Below are 24101 nucleotides of genomic sequence, written 5' to 3'. Positions count from 1 at the left end.
TGCACGCCGTCCCACTGTCCCGCTGTCCCGCCGTACCGTCCGGCGCCGGCGTCAGGCGTCGCGCCTTCTGAGCAGGACGAGCGCGGCGAGCGCGGCGGCAGCGATCCACAGGCAGAAGACACCGAACCCGGCCCACGGGGTCAGCACGCCCGGGGCCGAGGACATGATCCGCATCCCCGCCACGCTCGTGACGTAGGGCATGAGCCGCGCGCCGGCCCCGTTCGGGAGCATCCCGACGAGCTGCGGCAGCACGAAGAGCGTCACGATGACGGCGACGACGCCGCCCGCGGTGTGCCTGACCAGGGTGCCGAGGGCGAGCCCGAACAGTCCGGCTCCGGTGAGGTAGAGGGCGCATCCGGCGACCATGCGCAGGACGCCGGGCTCCTCCAGGGACGCGCCGTGGGAGCCGAGCACGGCCTGCCCCACCAGGAACGCCGCCAGGCACGAGAGCAGGTTGACGACCAAGGTGAACGCGGCGAACGTGGTCGCCTTGGCCGCCAGCATGCGCCCTCTGCGCGGCACCGCGAGCAGGGTGGTGCGGATCATGCCGGTGCGGTACTCCGAGCTGATCGCGAGGACGCCCAGCGAGGCCACGATGAGGGACGCGAACGGCGCCGCGCCGAGGGCCGTCTGCGTCACCTCGCCCGCCTGCAGCCGCTCCGCCTGGCGGGAGGCGATGGCGCTGTTGAGGTAGGCGAAGGAGATCATGACGACGACGAGGCCGGCCATCGTCCACATGGTGGAGCGGATGGAGCGGAGCTTGATCCATTCGGAGCGCAGAAGGCCGATCATGACCGCCCCGTCGTGAACTCGGCGCTGGCCTGGGTCAGCTCCATGTAGGCGGCCTCCAGGGTGGGCTGCACCTCAACGAGCTCGTGCAATGCGATCCCGGCCGCCGCCGCGGCCTCGCCGACCGCCCTGGCGCCGATGCCGGTGATCCGCACATGGTCGTCGTGCGCGGTGGTGCTCCCCTCGGGCAGGTGCGACGCCAGCAGGGCCGTATCGGCGCAGCGCACCCGTACGTACCCCTGGGAACCGCGCCCGATGAAGTCGGAGACGCCCGCGTCCGCGAGGAGCCGGCCCTTGCCGATGACGATCAGGTGATCGGCGGTCTGCGCCATCTCGCTCATCAGGTGGCTGGAGACCAGCACGGTCCGCCCCTCCGCGGCCAGGCGGCGCAGGAGCGTGCGTACCCACAAGATCCCCTCGGGGTCGAGCCCGTTGACCGGCTCGTCGAACAGCAGCACCTCCGGATCGCCGAGCAGCGCTCCTGCGATGCCCAGCCGCTGGAACATGCCCAGGGAGAACCCGCCGAGCCTGCGGTCGGCCACCGAGGCCAGCCCGACCTCCTCAAGCACCTCGCCGACCCTGGAGGCGGGCAGCCCGTTGCTGTGGGCGAGGTACAGCAGGTGGTTACGGGCCGAGCGGCCGCCATGCACGGACTTGGCGTCGAGCAGCGCCCCCACCTTGCGCAGCGGCTGCTCATACTCCCGGTAGGGCCTGCCGTCGATGTGCGCGCCGCCCGCGGTGGGCCGGTCCAGCCCGAGGATCATGCGCATCGTGGTTGATTTACCCGCTCCGTTCGGACCCAGGAAGCCGGTGACCCGGCTGCTCTTCACCGTGAAGGACAGCCCGTTCACGGCGAGGGTCCGGCCGTAGCGCTTGGTGAGATTCGCTGCGGTTATCACTCGTCCAGCCTCTCGGCCGGGCGTGCGGAAATCGTCCTCCGGCGGCACGGTCTCGCGCTGGGAGCCCGGTATCGCGACCGGAGCCGCTGGGAGCGTGGTCCCGGCTCCCCATTCGATACAGGCCCTAGTTGATACAGGCCCTAGTCGCCCGGGGTGATGAGGCCGGCCTCGTAGGCGGCGATCACGGCCTGCGCCCGGTCGCGCGCTCCGATCTTCGCGAAGACGTTGGTGACGTGGTTCTTCACCGTGGAGGGCGCCAGGGACAGAGCCCTGGCGATCTCGGAGTTGGACAACCCCCTGCCGATGAGCAGAAGCACCTCGCGTTCGCGCTCGCTCAGCATGGCCACCGCGCCGTCGCCGCCGAACCTGCGCGGCCTGCCGGCCCGGACGAACGCGCCGATCAGCCGGGTCAGCAGACGCGGCGCCACCGCGGACTCGCCGCGATGAACGATTCGCACGCTCTCGACCAGGTCCTCGGGCGAGATGTCCTTGGGCAGGAATCCGGACGCGCCCGCGCGCAACATGTTCACGACGTGCTCGTCCAGGTCGTACATGCTCAGCGCCAGCACCCGGACCCCCGGCAGCGCCGCCGTGATCTGTTCGGTGGCGGCGATTCCGTCCAGGCCCGGCATGTGCACATCCATCAGCACCACGTCAGGGCGCAGCTCGGCGCACAGACGCACCGCCTGCTCGCCCTCACCCGCCTCGCCCGCGACGCGCATGTCGCCCTGCGCGTTCACGATCATCCCGAATCCCTTGCGGACCAACACCTGATCATCCACGAGGAGCACTGTGATCAACGTCCGGTCTCCTCTCCGGCATGGCGAGGGGCAATGTGGCATGCACCCGGAAGCCTCCCTCGGATCGAGGACCGGTCGTCAGAACCCCCTCGACCAGCGCCACCCGTTCGGCCATCCCGCGCAGCCCGAAACCACCACGGCTTCGCACGGGCGTTCCCGTCCCGTCATCGGTGACCTCCACCTCGACGGAGCCCGGCAGGTACGAGAGCCGGACCCGCGCACGCGCCGCCGGAGCATGCTTGCGTACGTTGGTCAGCGCCTCCTGGACGATCCGGTACACCGCGTGGTCGACGGCCGCGGGGAGGGGCACGGCCTTGCCGATGACGTCCAGCTCGGCGGGCAGCCGGGCCTGCTCGACCAGGGCGGGTACGCCCGCGGCACCGATCCCCGTGTGATCCGGGGGTTCTGCCGTGTCATCGGCCCTCAGCACGTGCAGCAGTTGCCGCATCTCGGCCATGGCCTGCCGGGCGGTGTGCTCGGCCGTCACGAACGCCTCCTCCGCCGCGGCCCGATCGCTCGCCATCGTCGTGCGCCCCGCCCCGACCAGTACGTTGATCACGGTGATGTGGTGAGCGACCACGTCGTGCAGTTCCCTGGCGATGCGGCGCCGCTCGGTCGACACGGCGGTTTCGGCCGCTCGCCGCTTCCGGCGCTCCAGCAGCCGGTGCCGCAACAGCAGCAGTCTGCCGAGCAGGAGGGCTGCGAGGATCTGCATGACCTTGCCCACCAGGTTCACCGGATCGACCATCATGACGACCGTGACGTAGCCGACCGTGAGCGCCGTACCCGTCAGCCACACCCTCTCGCCGTGGCGGCCCAGACTGTACAGCGCGATCGTGGCCGCGGCCCCGACCAGCAGCGGTGCGGCCGCACCCTCGGCGACGAGCGCGGACATGGCCGCCAGATCCGCCCCCACGGTGATCGCGGCGACCAGCGCAGGCCGGGCTCTCCGCACGAGCAGGGCCGGTGCGGCGACCGCGAGTCCCGCCGGCACATACGCCGGCTCCCGGAGCGTCAGAGCAGTGATCACGACGGCTGAGACCATGAGCCCTGCGTCGACCACATGGGGCCGGCTGACCGCCGCCCAGCCGCCACTGCGAAGCATGTTCCGACGCTACCCAGGCGGCACGGCCGGCGCACGAGCGATGGTTGCCATTGCGTCCCGTCTCGCGTCGGCGACGAGGCTGGTCGTGCGCACGTACCCCTCCGGCCGGATGGCTGATCAACCTAGTCGAGCCGGTCGAGCACGTCCGCGGCGAGTCGTTCGAGCGCGGTGACCTGTTCGCGGGTGAGGCCGTCGAAGAACAGCCGGCGCACGGTCTCCACGTGCCCGGGGGCCGCGGCGGCGATGGCCCGGCGGCCCTCCTCGGTGATCACGACGTACGCGCCGCGGCCGTCGTCCGCGCACTCCTCCCGCGTGACGAGCCCCCGGTGCTGCATCCGGGTCAGGTGGTGGGACAGCCGGCTCTGCTCCCATTGGAGGTCGCGCTGCAGCTCGTACGGCCGCAGCCGTCCTTCCTCCCGGTCGGTGAGGTGCACGAGGACGTCGTAGTCCGCCAGGGACAGACCCGAGTCCGCCTGCAGCTGCCGGTTGAGCCGCGCCGTCAGGCGGCCCTGCATGCGCAGGTACGCCCGCCACGCGCGCTGCTCGTCCGCGTCGAGCCACCGAGGGCTGTTCATGGTCCCCAGGCTAGCCGGAATGAATGACTCGTCATGTATGTTGTCAGGCACCAGTAGATGACACATCATCTACATGGCGACGAGGAAAGGGCACCCCATGACCATCACCAGGCCGACCCCTCGCGTGGACGTCCGCCGGGCGGGCGAGCGTTTCGCCACCCGCATCTCCTGGCTGGATTCCAAGCACTCGTTCTCGTTCGGCGGACACTACGACGCCGACAACACCCACCACGGGCTGCTGCTGGTCAACAACGACGACGTCGTCCACCCGGGCACCGGCTTCGAGACCCACCCGCACCGCGACATGGAGATCGTCACCTGGGTGCTCCAGGGCTCCCTGGTCCACCAGGACTCCGAGGGCCACTCCGGCGTCATCTACCCGGGCCTGGCCCAGCGCATGAGCGCCGGCACCGGCATCCTGCACTCGGAGAAGAACGACTCCTGGCGGCTGACCGGCGGCGACACCCACGACAAGCCGGTGCACTTCGTTCAGATGTGGGTGGTCCCCGACGAGCCCGGCATCACGCCCGGCTACGAGCAGCTGGAGATCGAGAACGAGCTGCTGGCCGGCGGCCTGGTGCCGATCGCCAGCGGCATGGACAAGCACGCCGGCGAGGCGGCCATCCGCATCAAGAACCGGTACGCCGCGCTGTACGCCGCCCGCCTCCAGCCGGGCCAGAGCGTGGAGCTGCCGGAGGCGCCGTTCCTGCACCTGTTCGTACCCCGGGGGAAGGTCACCCTGGAGGGTGCGGGCATCCTGGAGACCGGCGACGCCGTACGCTTCACCGCCACCGGCGGGCAGAAGGTCACCGCGACGGAGCCCGCAGAGATCCTCGTGTGGGAGATGCACGCGACGATCGCCGCCTGACGACAATCTTGGAAGGTATCCCGATGCCGCAGTCAGAACCGCAGGTCGCCGACAACCAGGAGGCGCGCCGCTTCGAGATCACCGTGGACGGCGCGCTCGCCGGCTTCGCCGACTATCGGCTCGCCGGGCCGAGGATCTCCTTCACACACACCGAGATCGACCCGGCCTTCGAGGGCCGGGGTCTCGGCTCGACGCTGGTCCGGGCGGCGCTCGACGCCGCCCGCGACGCCGGGCTGTCGGTCCTGCCGTTCTGCCCGTTCGTGCAGCGGTTCATCCAGCGGCACGCCGACTACCTCGACCTGGTGCCCGCCGACCAGCGGGCCAGGTTCTCCCTCGACGGCGGGGAGGGATCGGAGTGAGCCAGGGGGAGCCCGCCGGGACGGCCACGGTGTACGGCTGCACCGTGTCGCACGGCGGCACGGGCGCGGCCGAGGCGGAGCCGGAGAGCGTGCTCCTGCCCGGCCACGACGTGCCGCTCGGCCGGTACACGGTCGTGCGCCGGCTGCTCCCGCAACGCCCGCGCCGGATGGTCGGCGCATGGTGCTTCGTCGACCACTTCGGGCCCGACGACGTGAGCGACCGGCCGGGCATGCAGGTGCCGCCGCATCCGCACACCGGCCTGCAGACCGTCACCTGGCTCGCCGAGGGCGAGATCCTCCACCGCGACAGCCTCGGCAACGTCCAGGCGATCGTGCCCGGCCAGCTCAACCTGATGACGGCCGCCCACGGGATCGCCCATTCGGAGCAGTCGCCGGCGGAGCACCCGCCGGGCATGCACGGGCTGCAGTTGTGGGTCGCGCTGCCGGAGGAGGCACGGCACGGCGAGGCGCGCTTCGAGCACCACGACGCGCTCCCCGTGCTGCGCGACGGGGACGTCACGGTGACCGTCGTGGTGGGCGAGGCCGGGCCGCTGCGCTCGCCCGCCCTCGTGCACACCCCGCTGCTCGGGGCCGAGGTGCTGTTCGCGGGACCTGGAGAGCACCGGCTGCCGGTGGACCCGGCCTTCGAGACGGCGGTGCTGGTCATGTCGGGCACGGCCGACGTGGCCGGGGTCGCAATGGCGCCGGGCTCGCTGCTCTATCTCGGGCAGGGCCGTACGGAGGTGCCGATGGAGGCCGCCGGTCCGGCCCGGCTGTTCGTGCTGGGCGGCACGCCGTTCGAGGAACCCCTGGTGATGTGGTGGAACTTCGTCGGCCGTTCGCACGAGGAGATCGCGCGGGCGCGCGACGACTGGATGCGGGGCGGCCGCTTCGGCGTCGTCCCGGGAGGGCAGGAGCCGCTTCCGGCCCCCGAGATGCCCACCGTGCGGCTGAAGGCCCGCGACCGGCACGGCCACGTCCTCAGTTGACGGTCGAGCCCGCCCGCCTTCTGGTGAAGCAGGTCAGCACGGCCAGCGCGGAGACGGCGGTCATGCAGGCCAGCGCCCAGCGGTAGCCGGTCACGAGCTGCTCGACCGCCGTGGTCGAGACGTGGGACAGCGTTCCCGCGAAGACGGCGTCGTGCAGCCCGGCCGGCAACGGCACCGTGATGATCGACAGGACCAGCGCGGTGCCGACCACCACCCCGGTGTTCTGCAGCATCAGGCGCATGGCGTTGACGATCCCCAGCCGGTGTGACGGCACCCCGTCCAGGATCGCGGTGGTGTTGGAGGGCAGGAACATGCCCGAGCCGACACCGATGAGCACCAGGGCGGTGGTGAGCGCCGCCAGCGACAGGTCGGGGGAGATCAGGCACAGCAGGACGGCCAGGCCCGCCGTCGTCAGCGAGGTCGCGGCGAACGCCACCGTGCGCGGGCCGAGGCGGCGCAGCAGGAAGCCCGACGCGACCGACGCCGCCATCGCCGCGATCGAGAGCGGCAGCACCTTCACCGCCGCGCTCACCGGGTCCTCCCCGCGGACGGCCTGGTAGAACAGCGACACGAGGAGCACCACCCCGACCCGGGCGGTCGAGTTGAGGAACGACGCCAGCGTGCCGAGGGCGAACGTGAGATCGCGGAACATCCGGATGTCCACCACGGGATGACGGGCCCGCAGCTCCCGCACCACGAACAGCGGCAGCGTCACCGCGAACACGACGAGCCCGGACACCACCATCGGATGTCCCCAGCCGAGCCTGGTCACCTCCGACAGGGCGAGCAGCAGGCCGCCGAGGCAGGCGAGCACGAGCGCGTTGCCGGACAGGTCGAGCCCCTGGTCGCGGCCCTGCGGCGGTCCGGGACGGAGGGCCACCGCGCCCCAGACCAGGCACGCGATGCCGAGGGGCACGTTGTACCAGAACACCCAGCGCCAGCCCAGGTGCTCGGTGAACAGGCCGCCGAGGGCAGGGCCGGCGAGCTGGGCGATGGAGAACGACGCGGTGTAGACGCCCATCCCCTCGCCGAGCCGCGACTTGGGGAAGGCGGCGGTCACCAGGGCGGCGCTGTTGGTCAGCAGCATGGCCCCGCCCGCCGCCTGCACCACCCGCAGCGCCACGATGATCCACGCGTCCGGCGCGAGCCCGGCCAGCAGGCTGGCGACGGTGTAGGTGGCCAGGCCGCCGAGATACATCGCCCGCCGCCCGAACAGGTCGGCGAGGCGGCCGAACACGACCATGAGCACGGTCGTCGTGAGCTGGAAGGCGAGCAGGATCCAGCTCGCGGCGTCCGCACTCGCGTGCGTCTGCCGTACGACCTGGGGGAGTGCCACGTTGAGCGCGCTGCCGCCGAGCGCGGTCAGGACGCTGGCCATGCTCACGACCGACAGCGTCCGCCAGGCGTGGCGCAGCCGCTCCCGCTCGCCGGGGTCCGCCGCGACGGTTTGCGGCACGGCCGTCATCGTACGGCGAGCTGGATCATGACCGGCTCCTCCCTACCGAATTCTAGATTCCATTACTAGAATCACGTTCATACGCGGTCGGGTCAAGGTCGAGTCAGAGGAGCTGCGCATGGGCGGAATCATGGAAGGCCGTGTCGTGGTCGTCACCGGCGCCGCACGGGGCATCGGGCGGGGACACGCGCTGGAGTTCGCGCGCCAGGGCGCCAGGGTCGTCGTCAACGACCTGGGCGCCGAGGTCGACGGCACCGGGTCGTCCACCGGCGCCGCGGGCGAAGTGGTCGAGGAGATCAGGGCCATGGGCGGCGAGGCCGTGGTCGACGGCGAGGACGTCTCCGACTTCGGCGGCGCGCAACGGATGATCAGCAGGGCCGTGGAGACCTTCGGCGACCTGCACGTCCTGGTCAACAACGCGGGCATCCTGCGCGACCGGATGCTCGTCAACATGACCGCCGACGAGTGGGACGCGGTCATCCGGGTGCACCTGCGCGGCACCTTCGCCCCGCTGCGGCACGCCGCCGCCTACTGGAGGTCCAGGGCCAAGGCCGGGGAGCCGGTGGACGCCCGGGTGATCAACACCACGTCGTCGTCCGGCATCTACGGCAACGCGGGCCAGGGCAACTACGGTGCGGCCAAGGCGGGAATCGCGTCACTGACGATCATCGCGGCCAAGGAACTGGCGCGTTACGGCGTGACGGTCAACGCGGTCGCCCCCGCCGCGCTCACCCGGATGACCGAGAACCTCATCCCGGGCGGGAGGCGGCCCGCCGAGGGCGGTTTCGACGCGGCGGCGCCGGACAACATCGCGCCGCTGGTGGTGTGGCTGGCGAGCGCCCAGTCGCGCGGGATCACGGGCCGCGTCTTCAACGTGCGAGGCGGGCATATCAGCGTGGCCGAGGGCTGGCACGCCGGGCCGGGGGTGGACAAGGACACCCGGTGGGATCCGGCCGAGCTGGGCGAGGTGATCCCCGCCCTGGTGGACAAGGCCGCGCCGAACGCCCTCACCAGCGGGCGCATCCCGGAGGGAGAGGACTGACATGCCGCTCGACCACAGTCTCATCGGGGTGGAGAGCGCGCCGCACGAGCGGTCGTGGACGTCCGCCGACACCCTGCTGTACGCGCTGGGCGTCGGGGCGGGCACCGAGGAGCTCGCCTTCACCACGGAGAACTCGGCGGATATCCGTCAGCGGGTGCTGCCGACCTTCGCGGTCCTGGCCGCCCAGGCACCCACAGGGCAGAGACACGGGCAGCGACAAGGGCGGCGGCTCGGCGACTTCGACCCGGCCATGCTCGTGCACGCCGAGCAGGCCTTCGAACTGCACCGCGAGCTGCCGCCCGCCGGTCGCGTGCGGACGACCTCGACGGTGACCGGCATCTACGACAAGGGCTCGGGGGCGCTGGTGACGACCGAGGCCAGGGCGGCCGACGCCGAAAGCGGCGAGTCGCTGATCACAAGCCGCAGCTCGGTGTTCATCCGGGGCGAGGGCGGCTTCGGCGGTGAGCGCGGCCCCCGCGACGAGTGGGCCGAGCCCGGAAGGCCGCCGGACCACACGGTGACCTACGAGACCCGCCCGGACCAGGCGCTGCTGTATCGCCTGTCCGGCGACCGCAACCCGCTGCACTCCGACCCCGCCTTCGCCGCCCGCGCCGGCTTCCCCCGGCCGATCCTGCACGGGCTGTGCACGTACGGGATCACCGGGCGGGCGCTGCTGCACGCGGTGGCGGGGTCCGACCCGGCCCGTTTCGCGGCCATGTCGGGGCGGTTCAGCAAGCCGGTGTTCCCGGGCGAGACGCTGACCGTGTCGATCTGGGTGTCCGCCAGGACGTCCGACGGCGGTGCGACGGCCCTGTTCCGTACGGCGAAGGAGGACGGCACCGTCGTGATCGACCGAGGCAGGGCCGCCTTCCGCCCCGCCTGACCCGGAGGAACGGCGCGCGGGGTCAGCCTTCGGTGTCGGTGTCGGTGTCGGTGTCGGTGTCGGTGTCGGTGTCGGCGTGGGTGTCGGCGTGGGTGGCCAGGGGGTCGCCGAAGCGGCGGATCAGCGCGATCGCCGCATCGACGACCTCCCCGGCCTCCTCCTCGGTCTCGCTCGTCGCGACCTCGCGTCCGGCCTCGCCGATCACGCTGGTGAGGACCGAGACGGTGAGGCGGTCGGTCGGCGTGTTCGCCGCGCCGAGCAGGACGGCGTTCTGCCGGACCCACTCCCGGCCGCGGGTGCGCCGCATCAGCTCGAACCCCGGCGGGCCGTCGCCGTCCATGAACAGCCGGGCGAGGTCGCGCCGCTGCCAGGACCCTTCGAGGAACGCCCTGGCCCCCGCGATGAACAGCTCGACGGGGTCCTTCACCCCCGCCTGCTTCGCCGCGGCGACGCTGGACGCGGCGGCCTCCTCGTGGGCGGCCTGGTGCTCCTCCCACAGCGCGAGGAACAGCTCGGTCTTGCCGCCGAAGTGGTGGTAGAGGCTGCCCACGCTGGAGCCCGCGCGCTCGACGACGTCCGCGACGTTGGCGTCGGCGAAGCCGTGCTCGGAGAAGATCTCGCGGGCGGCCTGAAGCATGCTCTTACGCGTCTGGGCGGTGCGGCTCCACTCCCACGAGCCGCTCCTGCCGCCGGGCTTGCGTGCCATCTGGGCTCCTCGTTTCCAGGGACCGCGGTTTCCAGGGACCGCGTTTCCAGGGGACGGCGGTCTCCGGAAACAACAGCGTGTTTCCTGGGACCGCGTCTGTCCAGGGACGATGCCATCGTAGCCGGTGAAATTCTAGAAACTGATTCCAGACCTCTTGACACTCCTTCGGCGGGGAACCAGGCTTGAATCGATTCCTAGAGAGCAATTCTAGAAAAGAGTCGCGTCGATGGACTTCTCCCTGAGCCCAGAGGAACTGCAGATCCGTGACACCATCCGCGCGTTCGTGGAGCGGGAGGTCATGCCGCTCGAACCCGAGGTGCTGCGCAGCGAGCGCACCGGCGGCCCCGGGCTCGATCCCGAGGTCCTGAGAGACCTGCGGCTCAAGGCGAAGAAGATGGGCTTCTGGGGCATCAACACCCCCGAGGAGTACGGCGGAGCCGCCCTCGGCCCGGTCATGTCCGCGATCATCGCCATGGAGATGGGGCGGACGTTCGTCCCCTTCAGCTTCGGCGGGTCGGCCGACAACATCCTCTACGCCGGCACCGAGGAGCAGAAGCGGCGCTACCTGATCCCCACCATCGAGGGCGAGCGCCGTTCCTGCTTCGCCATCACCGAGCCGGGCGCGGGCTCGGACGCCCGCAGCATCCGTACGCGTGCCGTCAAGGACGGCGGAGACTGGGTCATCAACGGCGAGAAGACCTTCATCACCGGCGGCAACGAGGCCGACTTCGTGATGGTGTTCGCCGTGACCGACCCGGACAAGGGCGCGAACGGCGGGGTCACCTGCTTCCTGGCCGACCGCGACATGGGCTGGAAGTCCGAGCCGATCCCGACGATGGGGCAGTGGGGTCCGGCCTCGCTGGTGTTCGAGGACGTCAGGGTGCCGGAGGACAACATCCTCGGCGAGCTCGGCAGGGGCTTCGAGCTGGCGATGCAGTGGATCGGCCAGGGCCGGTACATGATCCCCGCGCGGGCGGTCGGCTCGGCCGAGCGCATGCTCCAGATGGCGATCGACTACGCCAACATCCGCATGTCGATGGGCAAGCCGATCGCCGAATACCAGGCGATCCAGTGGATGATCGCCGACTCGCAGGTGGAGATCGAGGCGGCCAAGTGGCTCACCCTCCACGCCGCCTGGCGGGTGCGGGAGGGCATGGACGCCCGGCACGCCTCCTCGATCGCGAAGCTGAACGGCGCGGTCATGGCCAACCAGGTCGTCGACCGCGTGCTGCAGATCCACGGGGGCATGGGCTACACGAAGGAACTGCCCATCGAGCGGTGGTATCGCGAGCTGCGCCTGTTGCGGATCTTCGAGGGCACCGACGAGATCCAGCGCCGGACGATCGCCCGCAACCTGCTCAGGGGCCACGCCCGCCTCGGCACGATCGGGGAGTGAGGATGCCGGTAGGAGAGCTGTTCAACCCCCGGTCGATCGCCCTGGTCGGGGCGACGGACAAGTCCGGCTGGTCGATCAGCACGCTGACCAACCTCCGTACGCACGGCTTCCGCGGACCGGTGCACCTGGTCAACCCGCGCGGCGGCGTGGTGCACGGCGAGCAGGCATTCCGCGGCCTGTCCGACATCCCCGGCCAGGTCGACCTCGCGTACGTGATGGTGCCGACCACGGCCGTGCTGTCCGTGCTGCGCGAGGGGGCCAAGCTCGGCATCCGTCACTACGTGATCCTCACCGCGGGTTTCGGCGAGACCGGCCCGGAGGGGGCCGCCCTGGAGGCGGAGATCGTCGGCTTCGCCCGCGAGAACGACCTCACCGTGCTCGGCCCCAACGGCAACGGCTTCATCAACGCCGCCGCGGACGTCACGCCGTACGGCCTGCCGATCCCGTCCCCTCTGCTGCGCGGGTCGGTCGGCGTGGTGCTGCAGAGCGGTGCGCTGGCCAGCTCGGTGCTCGGCTTCGCCCAGGCCCGCAACGTCGGGATCAGCCTGCTCACCTCGATGGGCAACGAGTCGCTCGTCACCGTCACCGACGTGATCGACTACCTGGTGGACGACCCGGCGACCAGGGCCATCGCACTGTTCCTGGAGTCGGTCCGCGACCCGGCCGCCTTCTCCCGGGCGGCGCGCCGGGCGCTGCTGGCGGGCAAACCGATCGTCGCGCTCAAGATCGGGCGAAGCCGGCTCGCCTCCCGCACCGCCCAGGCCCACACCGGCGCGCTCGTCGGCGACGACAATGTGATCGACGCGGCGTTCCGGCAGCTCGGAGTGGTGCGGGTGCGGTCGCTTGAGGACCTCATCATCACCGCGGGGCTGCTCGCCGAGGTGGGCCCGCTGCCGGGCCCGCGGATCGGCGTCGTCACGCCCTCGGGCGGCGCGTCGGAGATCATCGCCGACCGGGCCGAGGACGAGGGGCTGGAACTGCCGGCCTTCGCCCCGCAGACCGTCGCCCGGCTGCGGGAGATCGTGCCCGCCTTCGGGACCGTGCAGAACCCTCTCGACGTCACCGGCTACGTGCTCATCGACCGCACGCTGCTCGGCCGCGCGCTGGAGGCCGTCACCGCCGACCCCGGCGTGGACGCGGTCATGCTGCTCTCCGACCTTCCGCGCCTCGCCCCGCCCGACCCCGCGCCCGTGTACGCCACGTTCGCGGCCAGCGCCAAGCGCATGGCCGAGGCCCCGATGCCGGTCGTCGTCGTGAGCAACGTGCTGACCGACGTCACCGAGTTCGGCCGCAGCGTCCAGCGGGAGGCCGGGTTCCCGTACGTCGCGGGCGGCATCGAGCACGGCATGCACGCCATCGGGGCCGCGGTGCGGTGGTCCCGGGCCTACCGCGCCGCCGTCGAGGCGGCGAACGGAGCCGTCCCGGCGAAGGCCGCGACGATCACCCCGGCGAGCGCCCGGACGGTCGAGCCGGCGGTCGAGGCGGGGACCGGCGTGTGGGCCGAGCACCGCGCCGCCGCCCTGCTGTCGTCCGCCGGGATCCCGGTCGTGCCCGGTGAGCTGGTGCACGACGAGGAGTCGGCGGTGGCGGCGGCGGTCGGCTTCGGCTACCCGGTCGTCCTCAAGGCCGCCGCCGAAGGGCTGGGGCACAAGAGCGACATCGGCGGGGTCCGGCTGGGCCTGTCCGACGCGCGGGACGTCGAGCGGGCCTACCGCGAGGTCGTGGCCGCCGCCGCGGCGGTGCCCGGCGCGGGCCGGGTGGGCGCGCTCGTCCAGCCGCAGCGCGGCGGCGGCGTGGAGCTGCTGGCCGGCCTCGTACGGGACCCGGCGTGGGGGCTCACCCTGGCCGTCGGCCTGGGCGGGATCTGGGTGGAGGCGCTGCGCGACACGGCGCTGCGCGTCCTGCCGGTGGACGCGGCCGAGGTGCGGCGGGCGCTGGACGAGCTGCGCGGCACCGCGCTGCTGCGGGGCGCACGCGGCACCGAGCCCGCCGATCTCGACGCCGTCGCCGAGGTCGTGGCCCGCGTCGCCGCCTTCGCCGAGAGCCTCGGCGACGACCTGGAGTCGCTGGAGATCAACCCTCTGCTCGTGCGCGGCTCGCATGTGGAGGCGCTCGACGCGCTCATCACCTGGCGGGGGTGACGCCTGGTCGTCCGTCCGCGTCCGGCGCCCGCCGCCGCGCGCGGACGGACGGCACACGCATCCAGCCAATTGCGGCGCGACGCGGCGAGATGCCGCGCTACCGCGGGGCGCTCGTGGCACCGAGCCCGCCGATCTCGACGCCGTCGCGGAGGTCGTGGCCCGCGTCGCCGAGCAGTAGTGCGGCGACCGCCTCCGGGGCCTCGTGCATCGCGTCGTGGCCGGTGGGGAGGTCGTGGACCTGCCATTCGGGATCGGCGTGGAGCCGGGTGCGGAGTTCGGCGAACGGCGTCCGGTCCTCCCATCCCGAGCAGTAGACGAACTCCCGGCGCGGGACCTGGGCGAGCGCGCCTGTGAGCCGGATCGTCTGCAGGAACGAGGCGAGGGGATGGGGACGGCGGCGGGGATCGCCGCCGTCCGGCGGCCGGACGGCGTAACCCGCGCTCGCAGCGCCGGCGGCGAACGCTTCCCGGTAGCGCTCGGTCGTCGACGACCAGCAGGACTCGCCATCGCGCGGTACGTAGGCGTCGAGATGCACCAGTCGTGAGACCCGGCCGCCGGCGCGATCGGCGGCGGCGGCGATCACCATCCCCCCGTAGCTGTGGCCGACGAGCGTCGCGCTCGTGATGCGGGCGCGGTCGAGGAGCCGCACCACGTCGCCGGCGTGCGTGTCGAGGTTGGCGGTCGCGACCGTCGCGTTGTCGTCGTCCGGCCGCAGACCGGTCAGGGTCAGGGCGTGCACCGCATGACCGGCGCGCTCCAGCAGCGGGACCACCGCCTCGAACGACCAGGCGCCGTGCCAGCCGCCGGGCACGAGAACGAACGTCGCCATACGTTTCTCCTTCTCTCTCACGTCGCGGCGTCGAGGTGCGCCGCGACGCCGTGTGGTCCGGCCGGGCGCTTCGCGCGACCGGGAACCACTCCGCATGGAGGAAGTGTCATGAGATCAAGCCGTGGCGGGCCACCGATAGGATGCCAACCGATGCCTGTTCGCCGCCAACCTCGCCTGACGGCCGGTGTGACGTCGCATATCTGGCCGTCCGGCGGGCGCCACCTGTGGCCGTCCGGTGAGACAAATGCAGTGCAGTCGCACGCACGGGGACATCTGGTGTACGCGGCCGGCGGCGTCCTGACAGTCCACACCGAGCGCGGCACCTCGATCGTTCCCGCCAACCGGGTCGCCTGGACCCCCGCCGGGTTCACGCACCGTCACCGCGCCCACGGCGACACCGACATGCGGATCGTTTTTCTCGCGCCATCCCTCGCCCGGCTCATACCAGAGCATCCCGCCGTGTTCCTGGCCTCCAACCTCGCCCGCGAGGTCCTGCTCGCCCTGACCGGCCCCCGCGACCACGACGACGCGCCTGCCTACAGTCGCTCCGCGCGCTCCCGCCTCCTTCGCGTCCTCGTCGACGAACTACGCGAAGCACACGAACAGCCACTGCACCTGCCGGAGCCACGGGACGACCGACTGCAGGCCATCGCCCGAATGTTGTACGAGAATCCGTCCGACAACGCCTCTCTGGCCGAGCTCGGAAAGACGATCGGAGCCAGCACCCGCACGCTCAGTCGGCTGTTCCGCAACGAACTCGGCATGACCTTCTACGAGTGGCGCACGCAGCTACGCGTCCACCACGCGCTCGTGCTCCTCGCCGACGGCCACGACACCACCCGGACCGCCTATGCCTGCGGATGGGCCAACCCCAGCAGCTTCATCGCAGCGTTCACCGACATCATCGGAACGACTCCGGGCCGCTACCGCACCGGTCGCGAGACCACCATTCCAGCGCGCCTGAAAAGCATGATTCGCGACGTCGAGTAGGGGCGTTCCCGCCGGCCTCCGTCACGTGACCGGTATGTGGCCGACGGTGAAACTCCCAGCTCGGCCCCCTGAAGCGGCGAGCGTACGCACGACAGGGCCGGAGAACCGGGAAATATGCCCGGGGAATTGTTTGACAGCGTATTTCGAGTGGCTCACGATCACATCGAAACCGGTTTGATGGAACGCCGCCCTGAGGGGGATCGATGCGTTTTCTGCGGGCTTCGTCGGGGATCGGTATTGCCGGGCTTCTCCTGGCCACTGTGTTGACGGGGCCCGCCCAGGCGGCGCCCGCGGACGTGCCGGCCGGTTACGACTGCGCGGTGACCTACGCCAGCGTGGGGTGGACCACGGGTTTCACGACCAGAGTGACGATCACCAACACCGGGACCCGGGTGTTCAGCCCCTGGATCCTGCAGTTCGTCTTCCCCGGAGGCCAGACGCTCATGCAAGGGTGGAACGCGACCTTCTCCGAAACCCCGCCCAGCGTCCAGGCCGCCAATCCGATCTGGCAGCCGAGCATCGATCCCGGCACGAGTTTCTGGATCGGCTTCAACGCCAACGGAGCCGACGAACACCCCAGTGGCTTCACGCTCAACGGCGTCCCCTGCGCGGTGACCTTTGCGCCTTACTGACAGCAGCGCGGTCCGATGCCTACGGCGGGAGATTCTTCATGTAGACGAGCACCGACGGAACGAGGGCTACGCGGTAGCTCAATGGTCCGTTGAGTTCAGAACTGCAGTTCGGTCCAGTCGACGGTGATGGGGATCGGGTTGCTCACGACGGGAGCCTCCCGGGCTCGTCCTTCATGAGGGTGCCGATGTGCTTGTAGAGCATTGCCGCCCGGTCCAGCCGATAGCGTTCGATCGCCGATACGCCGGTGCTGTCGAGACGGACGATCCAGTAGTGCGGGATGCCGGCCTTGGCATACTCACCGAGCTTGTCGGTCGTGTCCTGGGTCTCCGATCCCGAAGACACGATCTCCACGACGAGCAGCGCGTGCTCGGCGCGCAGACGCTCGCTGCGCTCTCGGTCGAGGCACCGGTAGAGCGCGACATCGGGCCTGCGGTTGAGCAACGGCACGTCCCTCAGGCGCAGATCCACATCGTTGTTGACGGTGAGGCGCTCATGCCCCTTCTCATGGCGGCGCGGGCATGTCGCTCCAGCAGGTTGGCCAGTCGCCTGCCGGCCGTCTGGTGATCAGGCGTGGGAGCCGCGCAGTAGACCACGTAGCCATCGACGATCTCGATAGCCTTGGCGATCTCTTCGGGGAGCGCGTCGTACTCCTCCGCGGTGACGCGGGCGGCTGAGGGCGGATGCTGAGAAGCCGACTGTCTCGCGGCAGCGGCAGCCGGCGTCTCCTCGTCACTGTCCACTCGACGGAGCCAAGCCCATGGGCTGACGTGCCGAAGCGCCGCCGACGGAGCTGTCAGGGAGTCGGAGACGGCTGCACTCCGAAGGGGCGGCCTCGGGGTCGGTGGGCATGCCCTCCGGCCCCACTGTCCCAGCTGTCCAGACCCCAGGCCGAGCGCGCTTCACTCGTCAGTCTCCATGCCAACTCCGTGTTCGTGCCGAGGGCCGAGCGAGCGGACGCCAGCAGGTCGAACAGGCACTGCCCGTGTGAGTCGTCGGCGGCGGCCCTCACGAGGTCCTCATCAAGGTGTTCGTTGAACACGTCTTCCAACGTCATCGACAGATAGAGGAAGGCGAACAATTCTCGGCGCAGGAGATCGGCTTCCGAATCTGGCTTCCGCTGATTTTTTGGTGGTGCGGCCCGGACGTCATGGAGCAGGTCGGACAGCTCCTTCTCGGCGTAATATCCGACCTTGATCCTGTGGAGCACGTGAAGCAGCGCGGTGTCATTCCTGATCGCCTCAATCTGGCTCAACGCTCCCGTCTTCCGCCGGACGTCGTCTCTGATCAGGCGTCTCACGATCGAATCGAACTCGTCGGGCTTCCCGTGTTCCGTGGCCGATCGGATGACGTGCCGAGCCGAACGAATAAGGTCGCGGGCCAACCCGCCGGAGAGTGCATGGCACAGCGCCACGTACGGCTCCGACAGACCGATCACCCGCCTGTAGAGCATGCGCCGTGACTCCCCATAGCCGAGCAGCTCCACTCGCAGGATCTCGTCGAAAGAGCTGTCGAAAGCGTCGCGAAGACGTATGCCCCTGCGTTCGAACGCCGTCAATGCGTCATCGGACACGGTGATCAGGAAGTAAACTCCGGGAACCCCGAAGATGCTTTTGATCTCATTGAGGAACTTCTCCCCCTGATCGGCGGAGGCGATCTTGTCGAGTTCGTCTATGCCGATCAGGACACGGCCTCCCTGTTCTCGTGCGTGTGCGGACGTCATACTCGCGAACACGCGGAACAGGCGAACGATCTCGGGATATCCCAGGGGTTGCTCCGCCCGGGAGACGCCGCGCGATCTCTGCCCGTCGAGACCCAGGCCCAGCTTCGTCCCGAGGCTCGCCTTCAGGGTCCCGGACCACGATTCGGTGTGCGTCTGGAGATATCTAATCCGGGCGAGATTTCGTAGCGCGGCCCTCCGCAGCCGGCGGTCCGCGCGGAGCCTCGACCACTCTTTCACGAAGATTATCCCGCAGGCGCCGTAGAAGTACAGCACGACGGGGCCCCCGGTGACTAGCGCCACGGGCGACAGCGCGTGCTGCGGAGACGATCCGGAAAGATTATGGAGTCCAAACCAGACCATGCCGCCGAATATCGCGTTCACGGGGATGCCGAACACGATCAATATGAACAGCTGTCCCAGTAAAAGCCGGCCTAGCCCTCTCCGCCCGACCTTGACGGCGACGGAGCGGCACAGCGCCGCGAACACATGGAGCACAAAATCGCGAGCCAGGTAGTCGACGGGCGCCGACACCAGGCAGCAGATGTCCGCGGAGGAGGCGTGCCGTCGAGGGGTGCAATAGAGCCGCAGCAACGACGACTTCCCCGACCCGCGCGGTCCGGCTATTCCGATGCTTCCGCCGGTGAGCTGGCGGATGAGCTCGCCCACCTCCCGCTCGACGGGCGTCGGGACGTAATACAACGTGCTGTGCAGATCCCCGAGGCCGGGACTGGCCTTGACGGCGAAACGCCGGCTCAACCTGTCTTCGCGCGCCTGGTTCAACGCCAGACGGAGAGTGGGAACGACCAGATCGCGCTCGACGACGGCGGACAGGAGCGCCTGCCGTCGCGAGATGTAGAACTTGCGATCCCAATTGCCGGTGACGATGAACAGGAATCGCTGCCCGGTCATCGTCTTCCGTACGCGCAGATGAATCGCGACGAGTGCGGCGGCCAGCAGTATCAGGCCGCCGACGAACCGGAATTCGCCGAGGACGTCGAACAGGCCGCCTGCCAGCAGGCCGATCAACAGAATCGCGCCACCCGCGATGCCTCCATACGCGGCCAACCGGGGCACAACGCGGTTCCACGTGTCGTCCGCGGCGTCCTGCCTGGCGGTGCTGAGAGCCGCTTGATAGTCACCGAGTGCTCTGCAAAACCGGTCGTACTCGTCCGGGGCCTCGCATGGAATCTGCTTGAGCATGCCGGAGGCGATCTCGAGCAGCTGGCCTCCCTCGGCGCCCACATCGGCCATCGAGTTTCGAATTTCCTCCTGGATCAGCATTCTCTTCAGGAGCCGCCGGAGTCTCGGCCGGAGCGCTGTGTCCGGAGAAATCTCTTTTTCTCCGCTGAGAATTTCATCGATCAGATCGAGGAAATCGTCGAGTCGCCGCTGAATTCTCATCTGCTGCTCCTGTGCCTTCCGGGCTCCCCGGAAGGTCCGGCCGGCCGGACGTCAACGCCCCCGACATGTAGTCGCCGGGCGGGCGTCGACCATTACAGCGGCGTACGCCGCCGTCGGCCCTCCGGCAGCGGGGGAGGGCCGAAAGGGCCGGGCGGGGTCAGGGGCGGTGGTTGGACAGGACGAGCGTGGCGGCGGAGGCGAACATGCCGCCGTTGCCGAGGACCACGCCGACCTCGACGCCGGGCACCTGGGCGGCCGCCTCGCCGCGCAACTGCCGTACGGACTCCTGGATGGCGAACATCCCGTACATGCCGGTGTGGGTGTAGGAGAGGCCGCCGCCGTTGGTGTTGAGCGGCAGCCGGCCGCCGGGGGAGGTGTGGCCCTCGGCGATGAACGGCCCGGCCTCGCCGCGCTTGACGAAGCCGAGGTCCTCCAGCCCGTAGATGGGCACGTGCGCGAAGGCGTCGTAGATCATGAGATGGTCCACGTCGTCGTGGGAGATTCCGGCCTCGGCGAAGGCGGCCTCGCCGGAGCGGCGGAAGGCGGCGGAGGTGGTGAAGTCCTCCATCTGGGAGATGATCGGCGACTCGGCGGACTCGCCGGAGCCGAGCAGATGGACCGGCGACCTGCGGGCGCGCTCTTCAGTCGTCACGATCAGCGCCCCGCCGCCGTCGGTGACGAGGCAGCACTCCAGCAGGTGGAAGGGGTAGGCGACCATCCGGGAGGCGAGCACGTCCTCGACGGTGATCAGGTCCTGGAACATGGCCCGGGGGTTGCGGTGCGCCCACCGGCGCTGCGCGACCGCGACCTCCGCGAGCTGCTCGTGCGTGAGCCCGGTCTCCTTCATGTAGCGCAGCGCCGTCAGCGTGAACATGGTGGGCGGGCCGAGCACGCCGTACGGCATCTCGAACTGGCCGATCAGCGAGTCGGGGCCGAGGGCGGGCCGGGGCGCGCCGACCCGCGACCGCCCGGACTCGCCGTGCGTGATGAGCACGGTCGTGCACAGCCCGGCCCGGATGGCCGCGGCGGCGTGCCGTACGTGGAAGAGGAAGGACGAGCCGCCCACGCCCGTGCCGTCGAGCCAGGCCGGAGCGATCCCGAGCGCGTGGGCGATCTGGATCGGGCCGGGCACGCCGACGGTGGCGATCCCGTCGATGTCGTCCTTGGTCATTCCGGCGTCGGCGAGGGCGTTGCGCGCGGCCTGGAGGTGGAGCTGCGCGGTGGACATGTGGGGCAGCTTGCCGAGCTCGTCGGTCTCGGCCGCGCCCGCGATGACGATGTTCACGCGGCGGCTCCGGTGGGGGCGTCGTCGACGGCGGAAGCGGGGGTGAAGAGGGGGACGTGGACGTCGCCGCGCTGTTCGAACACGACGCGCAGCTCCATGTCGAGGGGCAGGTTCTCCGGCGTGATCTCGACGCCGACGATGTTCGTCATCATCCGCACGCCCTCCTCCAGCTCCACGACCGCGATCGCGTACGGCCCGTCCTGCTCGAAGCCGGGAGCCGGGCGATGGCTGATCACATACGAGTAGAGGGTGGCCCTGCCGCCGGCCGTCACCCATGTGACGTCGTCGGAGCCGCAGTGCGGGCAGGCGGGCCGTGGATAGAAGAAGTGCCGCGAGCAGGCGTCGCAGCGCTGGATCCGCAGCCGTCCCTCCGCCGTGCCGTCCCAGAACGGCTGGGTCTCCGGCGTCGGCTTCGGGACGGGTTTGTGTGATGCGGTCATCGTTCTCCTCGGAGGCGGAGGAAGTCTTAGAGTCGGATTCTAGAACTCTGGTCTAGAGTTGGCGAGGGCCTTGTCGTCAGGGGCTCGGGACGCCGTTGCCGCGCCGGCCGCGACCGGCCAGCAGGTCGTCGAGGGACGGCACCGGCTCGGTGGCGCGCGGCCCCGGCTGGGCGAGCTGGACCAGAACGCCGTGCGCCTCCTTCGGGTGGAGGAAGACCTCGCGCCAGCGGGGTTCGGCGAGGTTGAGGCCGAACAGCCGGTAGCCGCGCCCGCGCAGCGCATCCACGGCCGCCTCGATGTCGGTGACGTGGAAGTTGAGGTGGTGGACCCCGCCTCTGCCGCGGGTGAGGTCGAAGAAGCTGTCGAAGAACGAGGATCCGGCCAGCGGCTCCATCAGCTCGATCTTGCTGCCGTTGGCGTACCTGAGCTGGAGCGTCCGGTAGCCGTTCACCACGTTGTCGCCCCCGCCGAGGTAGGCGCCTCCCAGCAGGTCTCGATAGAGCGGCAGCAGGTCCCTGATGCGCGGCGCGGCGACGGCGGTGTGGTCGAAGGTCGCGTCCAGTCCGGCCAGTTCCTCGGCGATGTCCACCCGTCCTCCTTCGATCGAAATCCTAGAATCTCATTCTAGTCAGTCGATCCCCAGGAAACACGTGCTCACAACCCTTGACTCCAGCCGTGAGGAGGCGGAGCATTCGTGGAAATGAATTCTAGAGCTTGCTTCTAGAACTCATCTCAGGGACGGGGGCTGACGAGAAAGGCGTGTCAATGGGCCTGTCCTACGTACGCGAGCTCGACGAGTACCCAACGGGTGCCCGCCGCATGAAGATCCTCACGATGGCCGTGCTGGCCGTCCTCATCGGTTCCTACGAGGCGCAGATCGCCCCCGTGGTCCCGCTGCTTCTCAAGGACCTCGACATGTCCCTCGCGACGTACGGCGCGGTGTCCGGGGCGGCGGCGGTCGCGGGGGCGCTCGCGTCGGCGCTCGGCGGCAGGCTCACCGACCGGATCGGCAGGGTGCGCCTGCTGGTCCCGCTGATGCTGCTGACCGCCGTGTGCTGCTTCGGCATGACGCTCGTGCACAGTCCACGGGACCTGCTGATCGCCAGGATCGCGCTGGCCTTCGTCGACGGGGTGGCGATGGCGAGCACGGCGCCGCTGGTCCGCGACTTCTCACCGCGCCTCGGCCGGGCTCAGGCGTTCGGCTTCTGGACCTGGGGCCCGGTGGGAGCCAACTTCCTCGCCGCCGCCGTCGCGGGCTGGACGCTGCCGATCTTCGACGACTCCTGGCGGTCGCAGTTCGTCATCATGGGCTGCTTCTCGCTGGTCATCTCGATCGTCATCGCCTTCAACATCGCCGACCTGTCGCCCGAGCTGCGCGCGCAGATCCAGCACACCGAGCGCAAGGCCGCCGACGTCGTCGACCTGACCAGGCCGGCCAGGGTCTCCTCGCTGTTCGTACGGCCCAACATCTGGGCCCACGTGGTCGGCATCTCGCTGTGGCTGGTGCTCTACATCACGCTCACGCTCTTCGGGCAGACCATGCTGGTCGGCGCCCTGGGCATCACGACCGCCGAGGCGTCCACGATCATGGCGTGCTTCTGGAGCCTCAACCTGATCACGCTGATCGTCGCCGGCCGCGTCTCCGACCGCACCCAGCTGCGCAAGCCGATCACGCTCGTCGGCACCGTCGCGGCCGTGGTGGTCACCGCCTACCTGGCGTACATCCTCGGCGGCGAAGGCGTCTCCAGCGGCATGCTCATGATCGTCGGCGCGCTGCTCGGCGGCTCGCTCGGCGTGGCGTACGCCCCCTGGATGGCCAACTACTCCGAGGACGCCGAGGACGTCGACCCCCGGCTGCAGGGCACGGCGTGGGGCCTGTTCGGCTTCCTCACCAAGGCGATCGCCGTGGTCGGCCTGCTGGTCATCCCGCACGTGGTCGAGGCCACGAGCTGGCAGACCTGGCTGGTGGTCTCCCTGGTGTGCCTGGCGCTGTTCGCCCCTGCCGTCTTCCTGTTCCACGGCCCCTGGCGGCGCGAGCACGCCGTGACCGCAGAGGATCAGGAGGCCAGGGTCGCGGTGGCCGAATGAGGCCTGCCCGGACGAATCAGACCGGCGGGTAGCCGCCGAGGCCGTTGCCGAGCAGGCCGAAGACCCGTTCGACGTCCGCGCGGTGGGCGCGCCCGATCTCCTCGTCGGACCCGCCCTCCCGGACCCGCTGCCGCAGCCGCCGGTAGAGCGCCCGCTGCGCGCCGACCAGCGTTGAGGCGACGATGCGGGGCAGCGGGTCGCCGGGCTCCGCGCCCGCCTCGGCCGCCAGCGCGTCGGCGAGCACCCGGATGATGCGCTCGTTGACCTCGTGCATCTTCCGCTCAAGGGACGGGTTGCCGCTCACGAGGTCGAAGAAGCTGCGCGGATGGACGAGGTCGCGCCGCATGCCCGGGATGAACCTGGTCTGCGCCAGGCACAGCGCGCGGAAGGAGTCGAGGATGGAGAACCCGTCCGGGCGGTCGGTGACCGCCGCCAGCGACATGGCCTCCCGGTCCTCGGCCCGGTAGAAGACCAGGTCCTCCTTGGTCGGGAAGTGGTTGAACACCGTCTTCTTCGACACCTGCGCGGCCGCCGCGATCTCGTCCACGGTGACCTCGTCGAACCCCCGGGCCCGGAAGAGCGCGTTCGCGGTGTCGGCGATGAGCTGCCGGGTCCGGTTCTTCTTCAGCTCCCGCAGCCCGCCCGCACTCATGGGCACAGCGTATCGGCCTCCGTTGGTTACACCTGGTGTACTGTTGCACCAAGTG

Annotated in this window: 25 protein-coding genes; 10 read left to right on the top strand and 15 right to left on the bottom strand. The window is 70.2% G+C overall.

Annotation, left to right across the window (positions count from 1 at the left end; all coding sequences use genetic code 11):
- Positions 1-51 precede the first annotated feature (51 nt).
- From ACGFIB_RS21765 to ACGFIB_RS21745, 5 genes are all read right to left on the bottom strand, one after another.
- A complete protein-coding gene (locus ACGFIB_RS21765) occupies positions 52-792 on the bottom strand; it encodes an ABC transporter permease (protein ID WP_393374414.1) in 741 nt (246 codons plus the stop codon).
- Positions 789-1688 (bottom strand): ABC transporter ATP-binding protein, encoded by a 900-nt coding sequence (locus ACGFIB_RS21760; RefSeq protein ID WP_357263507.1) that lies wholly within the window; start codon positions 1686-1688, stop codon positions 789-791. The genes ACGFIB_RS21765 and ACGFIB_RS21760 overlap by 4 nt, the downstream gene beginning before the upstream one ends.
- A gap of 140 nt (positions 1689-1828) precedes the next feature.
- Positions 1829-2488: a response regulator gene (locus ACGFIB_RS21755; RefSeq protein WP_393374411.1), complete on the bottom strand. Its 660-nt coding sequence runs from the start codon at positions 2486-2488 to the stop codon at positions 1829-1831.
- The gene (locus ACGFIB_RS21750; protein WP_393374408.1) at positions 2463-3593 is read right to left on the bottom strand and encodes a sensor histidine kinase; all 1131 of its coding nucleotides are present in this window, start codon (positions 3591-3593) and stop codon (positions 2463-2465) included. The genes ACGFIB_RS21755 and ACGFIB_RS21750 overlap by 26 nt, the downstream gene beginning before the upstream one ends.
- 122 nt (positions 3594-3715) lie before the next feature.
- Positions 3716-4168, bottom strand: a complete 453-nt coding sequence (locus ACGFIB_RS21745) for a MarR family winged helix-turn-helix transcriptional regulator (protein WP_142572271.1) — start codon at positions 4166-4168, stop codon at positions 3716-3718.
- A gap of 97 nt (positions 4169-4265) precedes the next feature.
- On the opposite strand from ACGFIB_RS21745, the gene ACGFIB_RS21740 reads away from it, so the two are divergent.
- Genes ACGFIB_RS21740 through ACGFIB_RS21730 form a run of 3 tightly spaced genes read left to right on the top strand, consistent with a single transcriptional unit; the run spans position 4266 to position 6384 of the window.
- Complete coding sequence (locus tag ACGFIB_RS21740) at positions 4266-5036, top strand: pirin family protein (protein ID WP_357245093.1); 771 nt, start codon at positions 4266-4268, stop codon at positions 5034-5036.
- A 23-nt stretch (positions 5037-5059) separates the two neighbouring features.
- A complete protein-coding gene (locus ACGFIB_RS21735; protein WP_393374404.1) occupies positions 5060-5395 on the top strand; it encodes a GNAT family N-acetyltransferase in 336 nt (111 codons plus the stop codon).
- Positions 5392-6384, top strand: a complete 993-nt coding sequence (locus ACGFIB_RS21730; RefSeq protein WP_393374402.1) for a pirin family protein — start codon at positions 5392-5394, stop codon at positions 6382-6384. The genes ACGFIB_RS21735 and ACGFIB_RS21730 overlap by 4 nt, the downstream gene beginning before the upstream one ends.
- Here ACGFIB_RS21730 and ACGFIB_RS21725 read toward each other — a convergent pair.
- Complete coding sequence (locus tag ACGFIB_RS21725; RefSeq protein WP_393374400.1) at positions 6377-7840, bottom strand: MFS transporter; 1464 nt, start codon at positions 7838-7840, stop codon at positions 6377-6379. The two genes, ACGFIB_RS21730 and ACGFIB_RS21725, sit on opposite strands and share 8 nt — an antisense overlap.
- A gap of 118 nt (positions 7841-7958) precedes the next feature.
- On the opposite strand from ACGFIB_RS21725, the gene ACGFIB_RS21720 reads away from it, so the two are divergent.
- Both ACGFIB_RS21720 and ACGFIB_RS21715 read left to right on the top strand, forming a co-directional pair.
- Positions 7959-8882 (top strand): SDR family oxidoreductase, encoded by a 924-nt coding sequence (locus tag ACGFIB_RS21720; protein ID WP_393374397.1) that lies wholly within the window; start codon positions 7959-7961, stop codon positions 8880-8882.
- A 1-nt stretch (position 8883) separates the two neighbouring features.
- On the top strand, positions 8884-9765 hold the full coding sequence (locus ACGFIB_RS21715; RefSeq protein ID WP_393374394.1) for a MaoC family dehydratase: 882 nt from the start codon (positions 8884-8886) through the stop codon (positions 9763-9765).
- A gap of 22 nt (positions 9766-9787) precedes the next feature.
- Here ACGFIB_RS21715 and ACGFIB_RS21710 read toward each other — a convergent pair whose 3' ends face one another.
- Complete coding sequence (locus tag ACGFIB_RS21710; RefSeq protein WP_393374392.1) at positions 9788-10471, bottom strand: TetR/AcrR family transcriptional regulator; 684 nt, start codon at positions 10469-10471, stop codon at positions 9788-9790.
- A 226-nt stretch (positions 10472-10697) separates the two neighbouring features.
- Between ACGFIB_RS21710 and ACGFIB_RS21705 the strand changes: the two genes are divergently transcribed.
- Positions 10698-11867, top strand: coding sequence for an acyl-CoA dehydrogenase family protein (locus tag ACGFIB_RS21705; RefSeq protein WP_142572265.1), 1170 nt, complete (start codon positions 10698-10700; stop codon positions 11865-11867).
- A gap of 2 nt (positions 11868-11869) precedes the next feature.
- Positions 11870-14008: an acetate--CoA ligase family protein gene (locus ACGFIB_RS21700; protein WP_393374389.1), complete on the top strand. Its 2139-nt coding sequence runs from the start codon at positions 11870-11872 to the stop codon at positions 14006-14008.
- 97 nt (positions 14009-14105) lie between these two features.
- Here the strand turns inward: ACGFIB_RS21700 and ACGFIB_RS21695 are convergent, their stop codons facing one another.
- Positions 14106-14837, bottom strand: a complete 732-nt coding sequence (locus ACGFIB_RS21695; RefSeq protein WP_357245080.1) for an alpha/beta fold hydrolase — start codon at positions 14835-14837, stop codon at positions 14106-14108.
- Positions 14838-15113: 276 nt separating this feature from the next.
- Here ACGFIB_RS21695 and ACGFIB_RS21690 point away from each other — a divergent pair, with 276 nt between their 5' ends.
- Together ACGFIB_RS21690 and ACGFIB_RS21685 are read left to right on the top strand one after the other, a co-directional pair.
- Positions 15114-15827 carry a helix-turn-helix transcriptional regulator gene (locus ACGFIB_RS21690; protein ID WP_393374386.1) on the top strand — a complete coding sequence of 238 codons (714 nt, stop codon included), beginning with the start codon at positions 15114-15116 and terminating at the stop codon, positions 15825-15827.
- 260 nt (positions 15828-16087) lie between these two features.
- Positions 16088-16459, top strand: a complete 372-nt coding sequence (locus ACGFIB_RS21685) for a cellulose binding domain-containing protein (protein WP_393374383.1) — start codon at positions 16088-16090, stop codon at positions 16457-16459.
- A gap of 142 nt (positions 16460-16601) precedes the next feature.
- Here the strand turns inward: ACGFIB_RS21685 and ACGFIB_RS21680 are convergent, their stop codons facing one another.
- The 6 genes from ACGFIB_RS21680 to ACGFIB_RS21655 all read right to left on the bottom strand — a co-directional run bounded on the left by ACGFIB_RS21680 (position 16602) and on the right by ACGFIB_RS21655 (position 21895).
- A complete protein-coding gene (locus ACGFIB_RS21680; RefSeq protein ID WP_357245074.1) occupies positions 16602-16928 on the bottom strand; it encodes a Uma2 family endonuclease in 327 nt (108 codons plus the stop codon).
- Complete coding sequence (locus ACGFIB_RS21675; RefSeq protein WP_357245072.1) at positions 16913-17200, bottom strand: hypothetical protein; 288 nt, start codon at positions 17198-17200, stop codon at positions 16913-16915. The genes ACGFIB_RS21680 and ACGFIB_RS21675 overlap by 16 nt, the downstream gene beginning before the upstream one ends.
- Positions 17201-17253: 53 nt before the next feature.
- Positions 17254-19581: a hypothetical protein gene (locus tag ACGFIB_RS21670; RefSeq protein ID WP_393374379.1), complete on the bottom strand. Its 2328-nt coding sequence runs from the start codon at positions 19579-19581 to the stop codon at positions 17254-17256.
- Between the two features lie 157 nt (positions 19582-19738).
- Entirely contained in the window at positions 19739-20866 is a 1128-nt protein-coding gene (locus tag ACGFIB_RS21665; protein ID WP_393374377.1) for a thiolase C-terminal domain-containing protein, read from the bottom strand.
- Positions 20863-21306, bottom strand: coding sequence for a Zn-ribbon domain-containing OB-fold protein (locus ACGFIB_RS21660; protein WP_142572260.1), 444 nt, complete (start codon positions 21304-21306; stop codon positions 20863-20865). The genes ACGFIB_RS21665 and ACGFIB_RS21660 overlap by 4 nt, the downstream gene beginning before the upstream one ends.
- Before the next feature lie 76 nt (positions 21307-21382).
- On the bottom strand, positions 21383-21895 hold the full coding sequence (locus ACGFIB_RS21655) for a VOC family protein (protein ID WP_393374374.1): 513 nt from the start codon (positions 21893-21895) through the stop codon (positions 21383-21385).
- A gap of 176 nt (positions 21896-22071) precedes the next feature.
- On the opposite strand from ACGFIB_RS21655, the gene ACGFIB_RS21650 reads away from it, so the two are divergent.
- On the top strand, positions 22072-23394 hold the full coding sequence (locus tag ACGFIB_RS21650) for an MFS transporter (protein ID WP_142572258.1): 1323 nt from the start codon (positions 22072-22074) through the stop codon (positions 23392-23394).
- Between the two features lie 16 nt (positions 23395-23410).
- On the opposite strand, the gene ACGFIB_RS21645 is transcribed toward ACGFIB_RS21650, so the two are convergent.
- Entirely contained in the window at positions 23411-24046 is a 636-nt protein-coding gene (locus tag ACGFIB_RS21645) for a TetR/AcrR family transcriptional regulator (RefSeq protein WP_357245064.1), read from the bottom strand.
- Between the last annotated feature and the right edge of the window lie 55 nt (positions 24047-24101).

The sequence above is a fragment of the Microbispora bryophytorum genome, assembly GCF_043197435.1.
Lineage (GTDB): Bacteria > Actinomycetota > Actinomycetes > Streptosporangiales > Streptosporangiaceae > Microbispora > Microbispora bryophytorum.
Note: the sequence above shows the minus strand (reverse complement) of the source record. Positions and strands in the feature narration are given on the sequence as shown.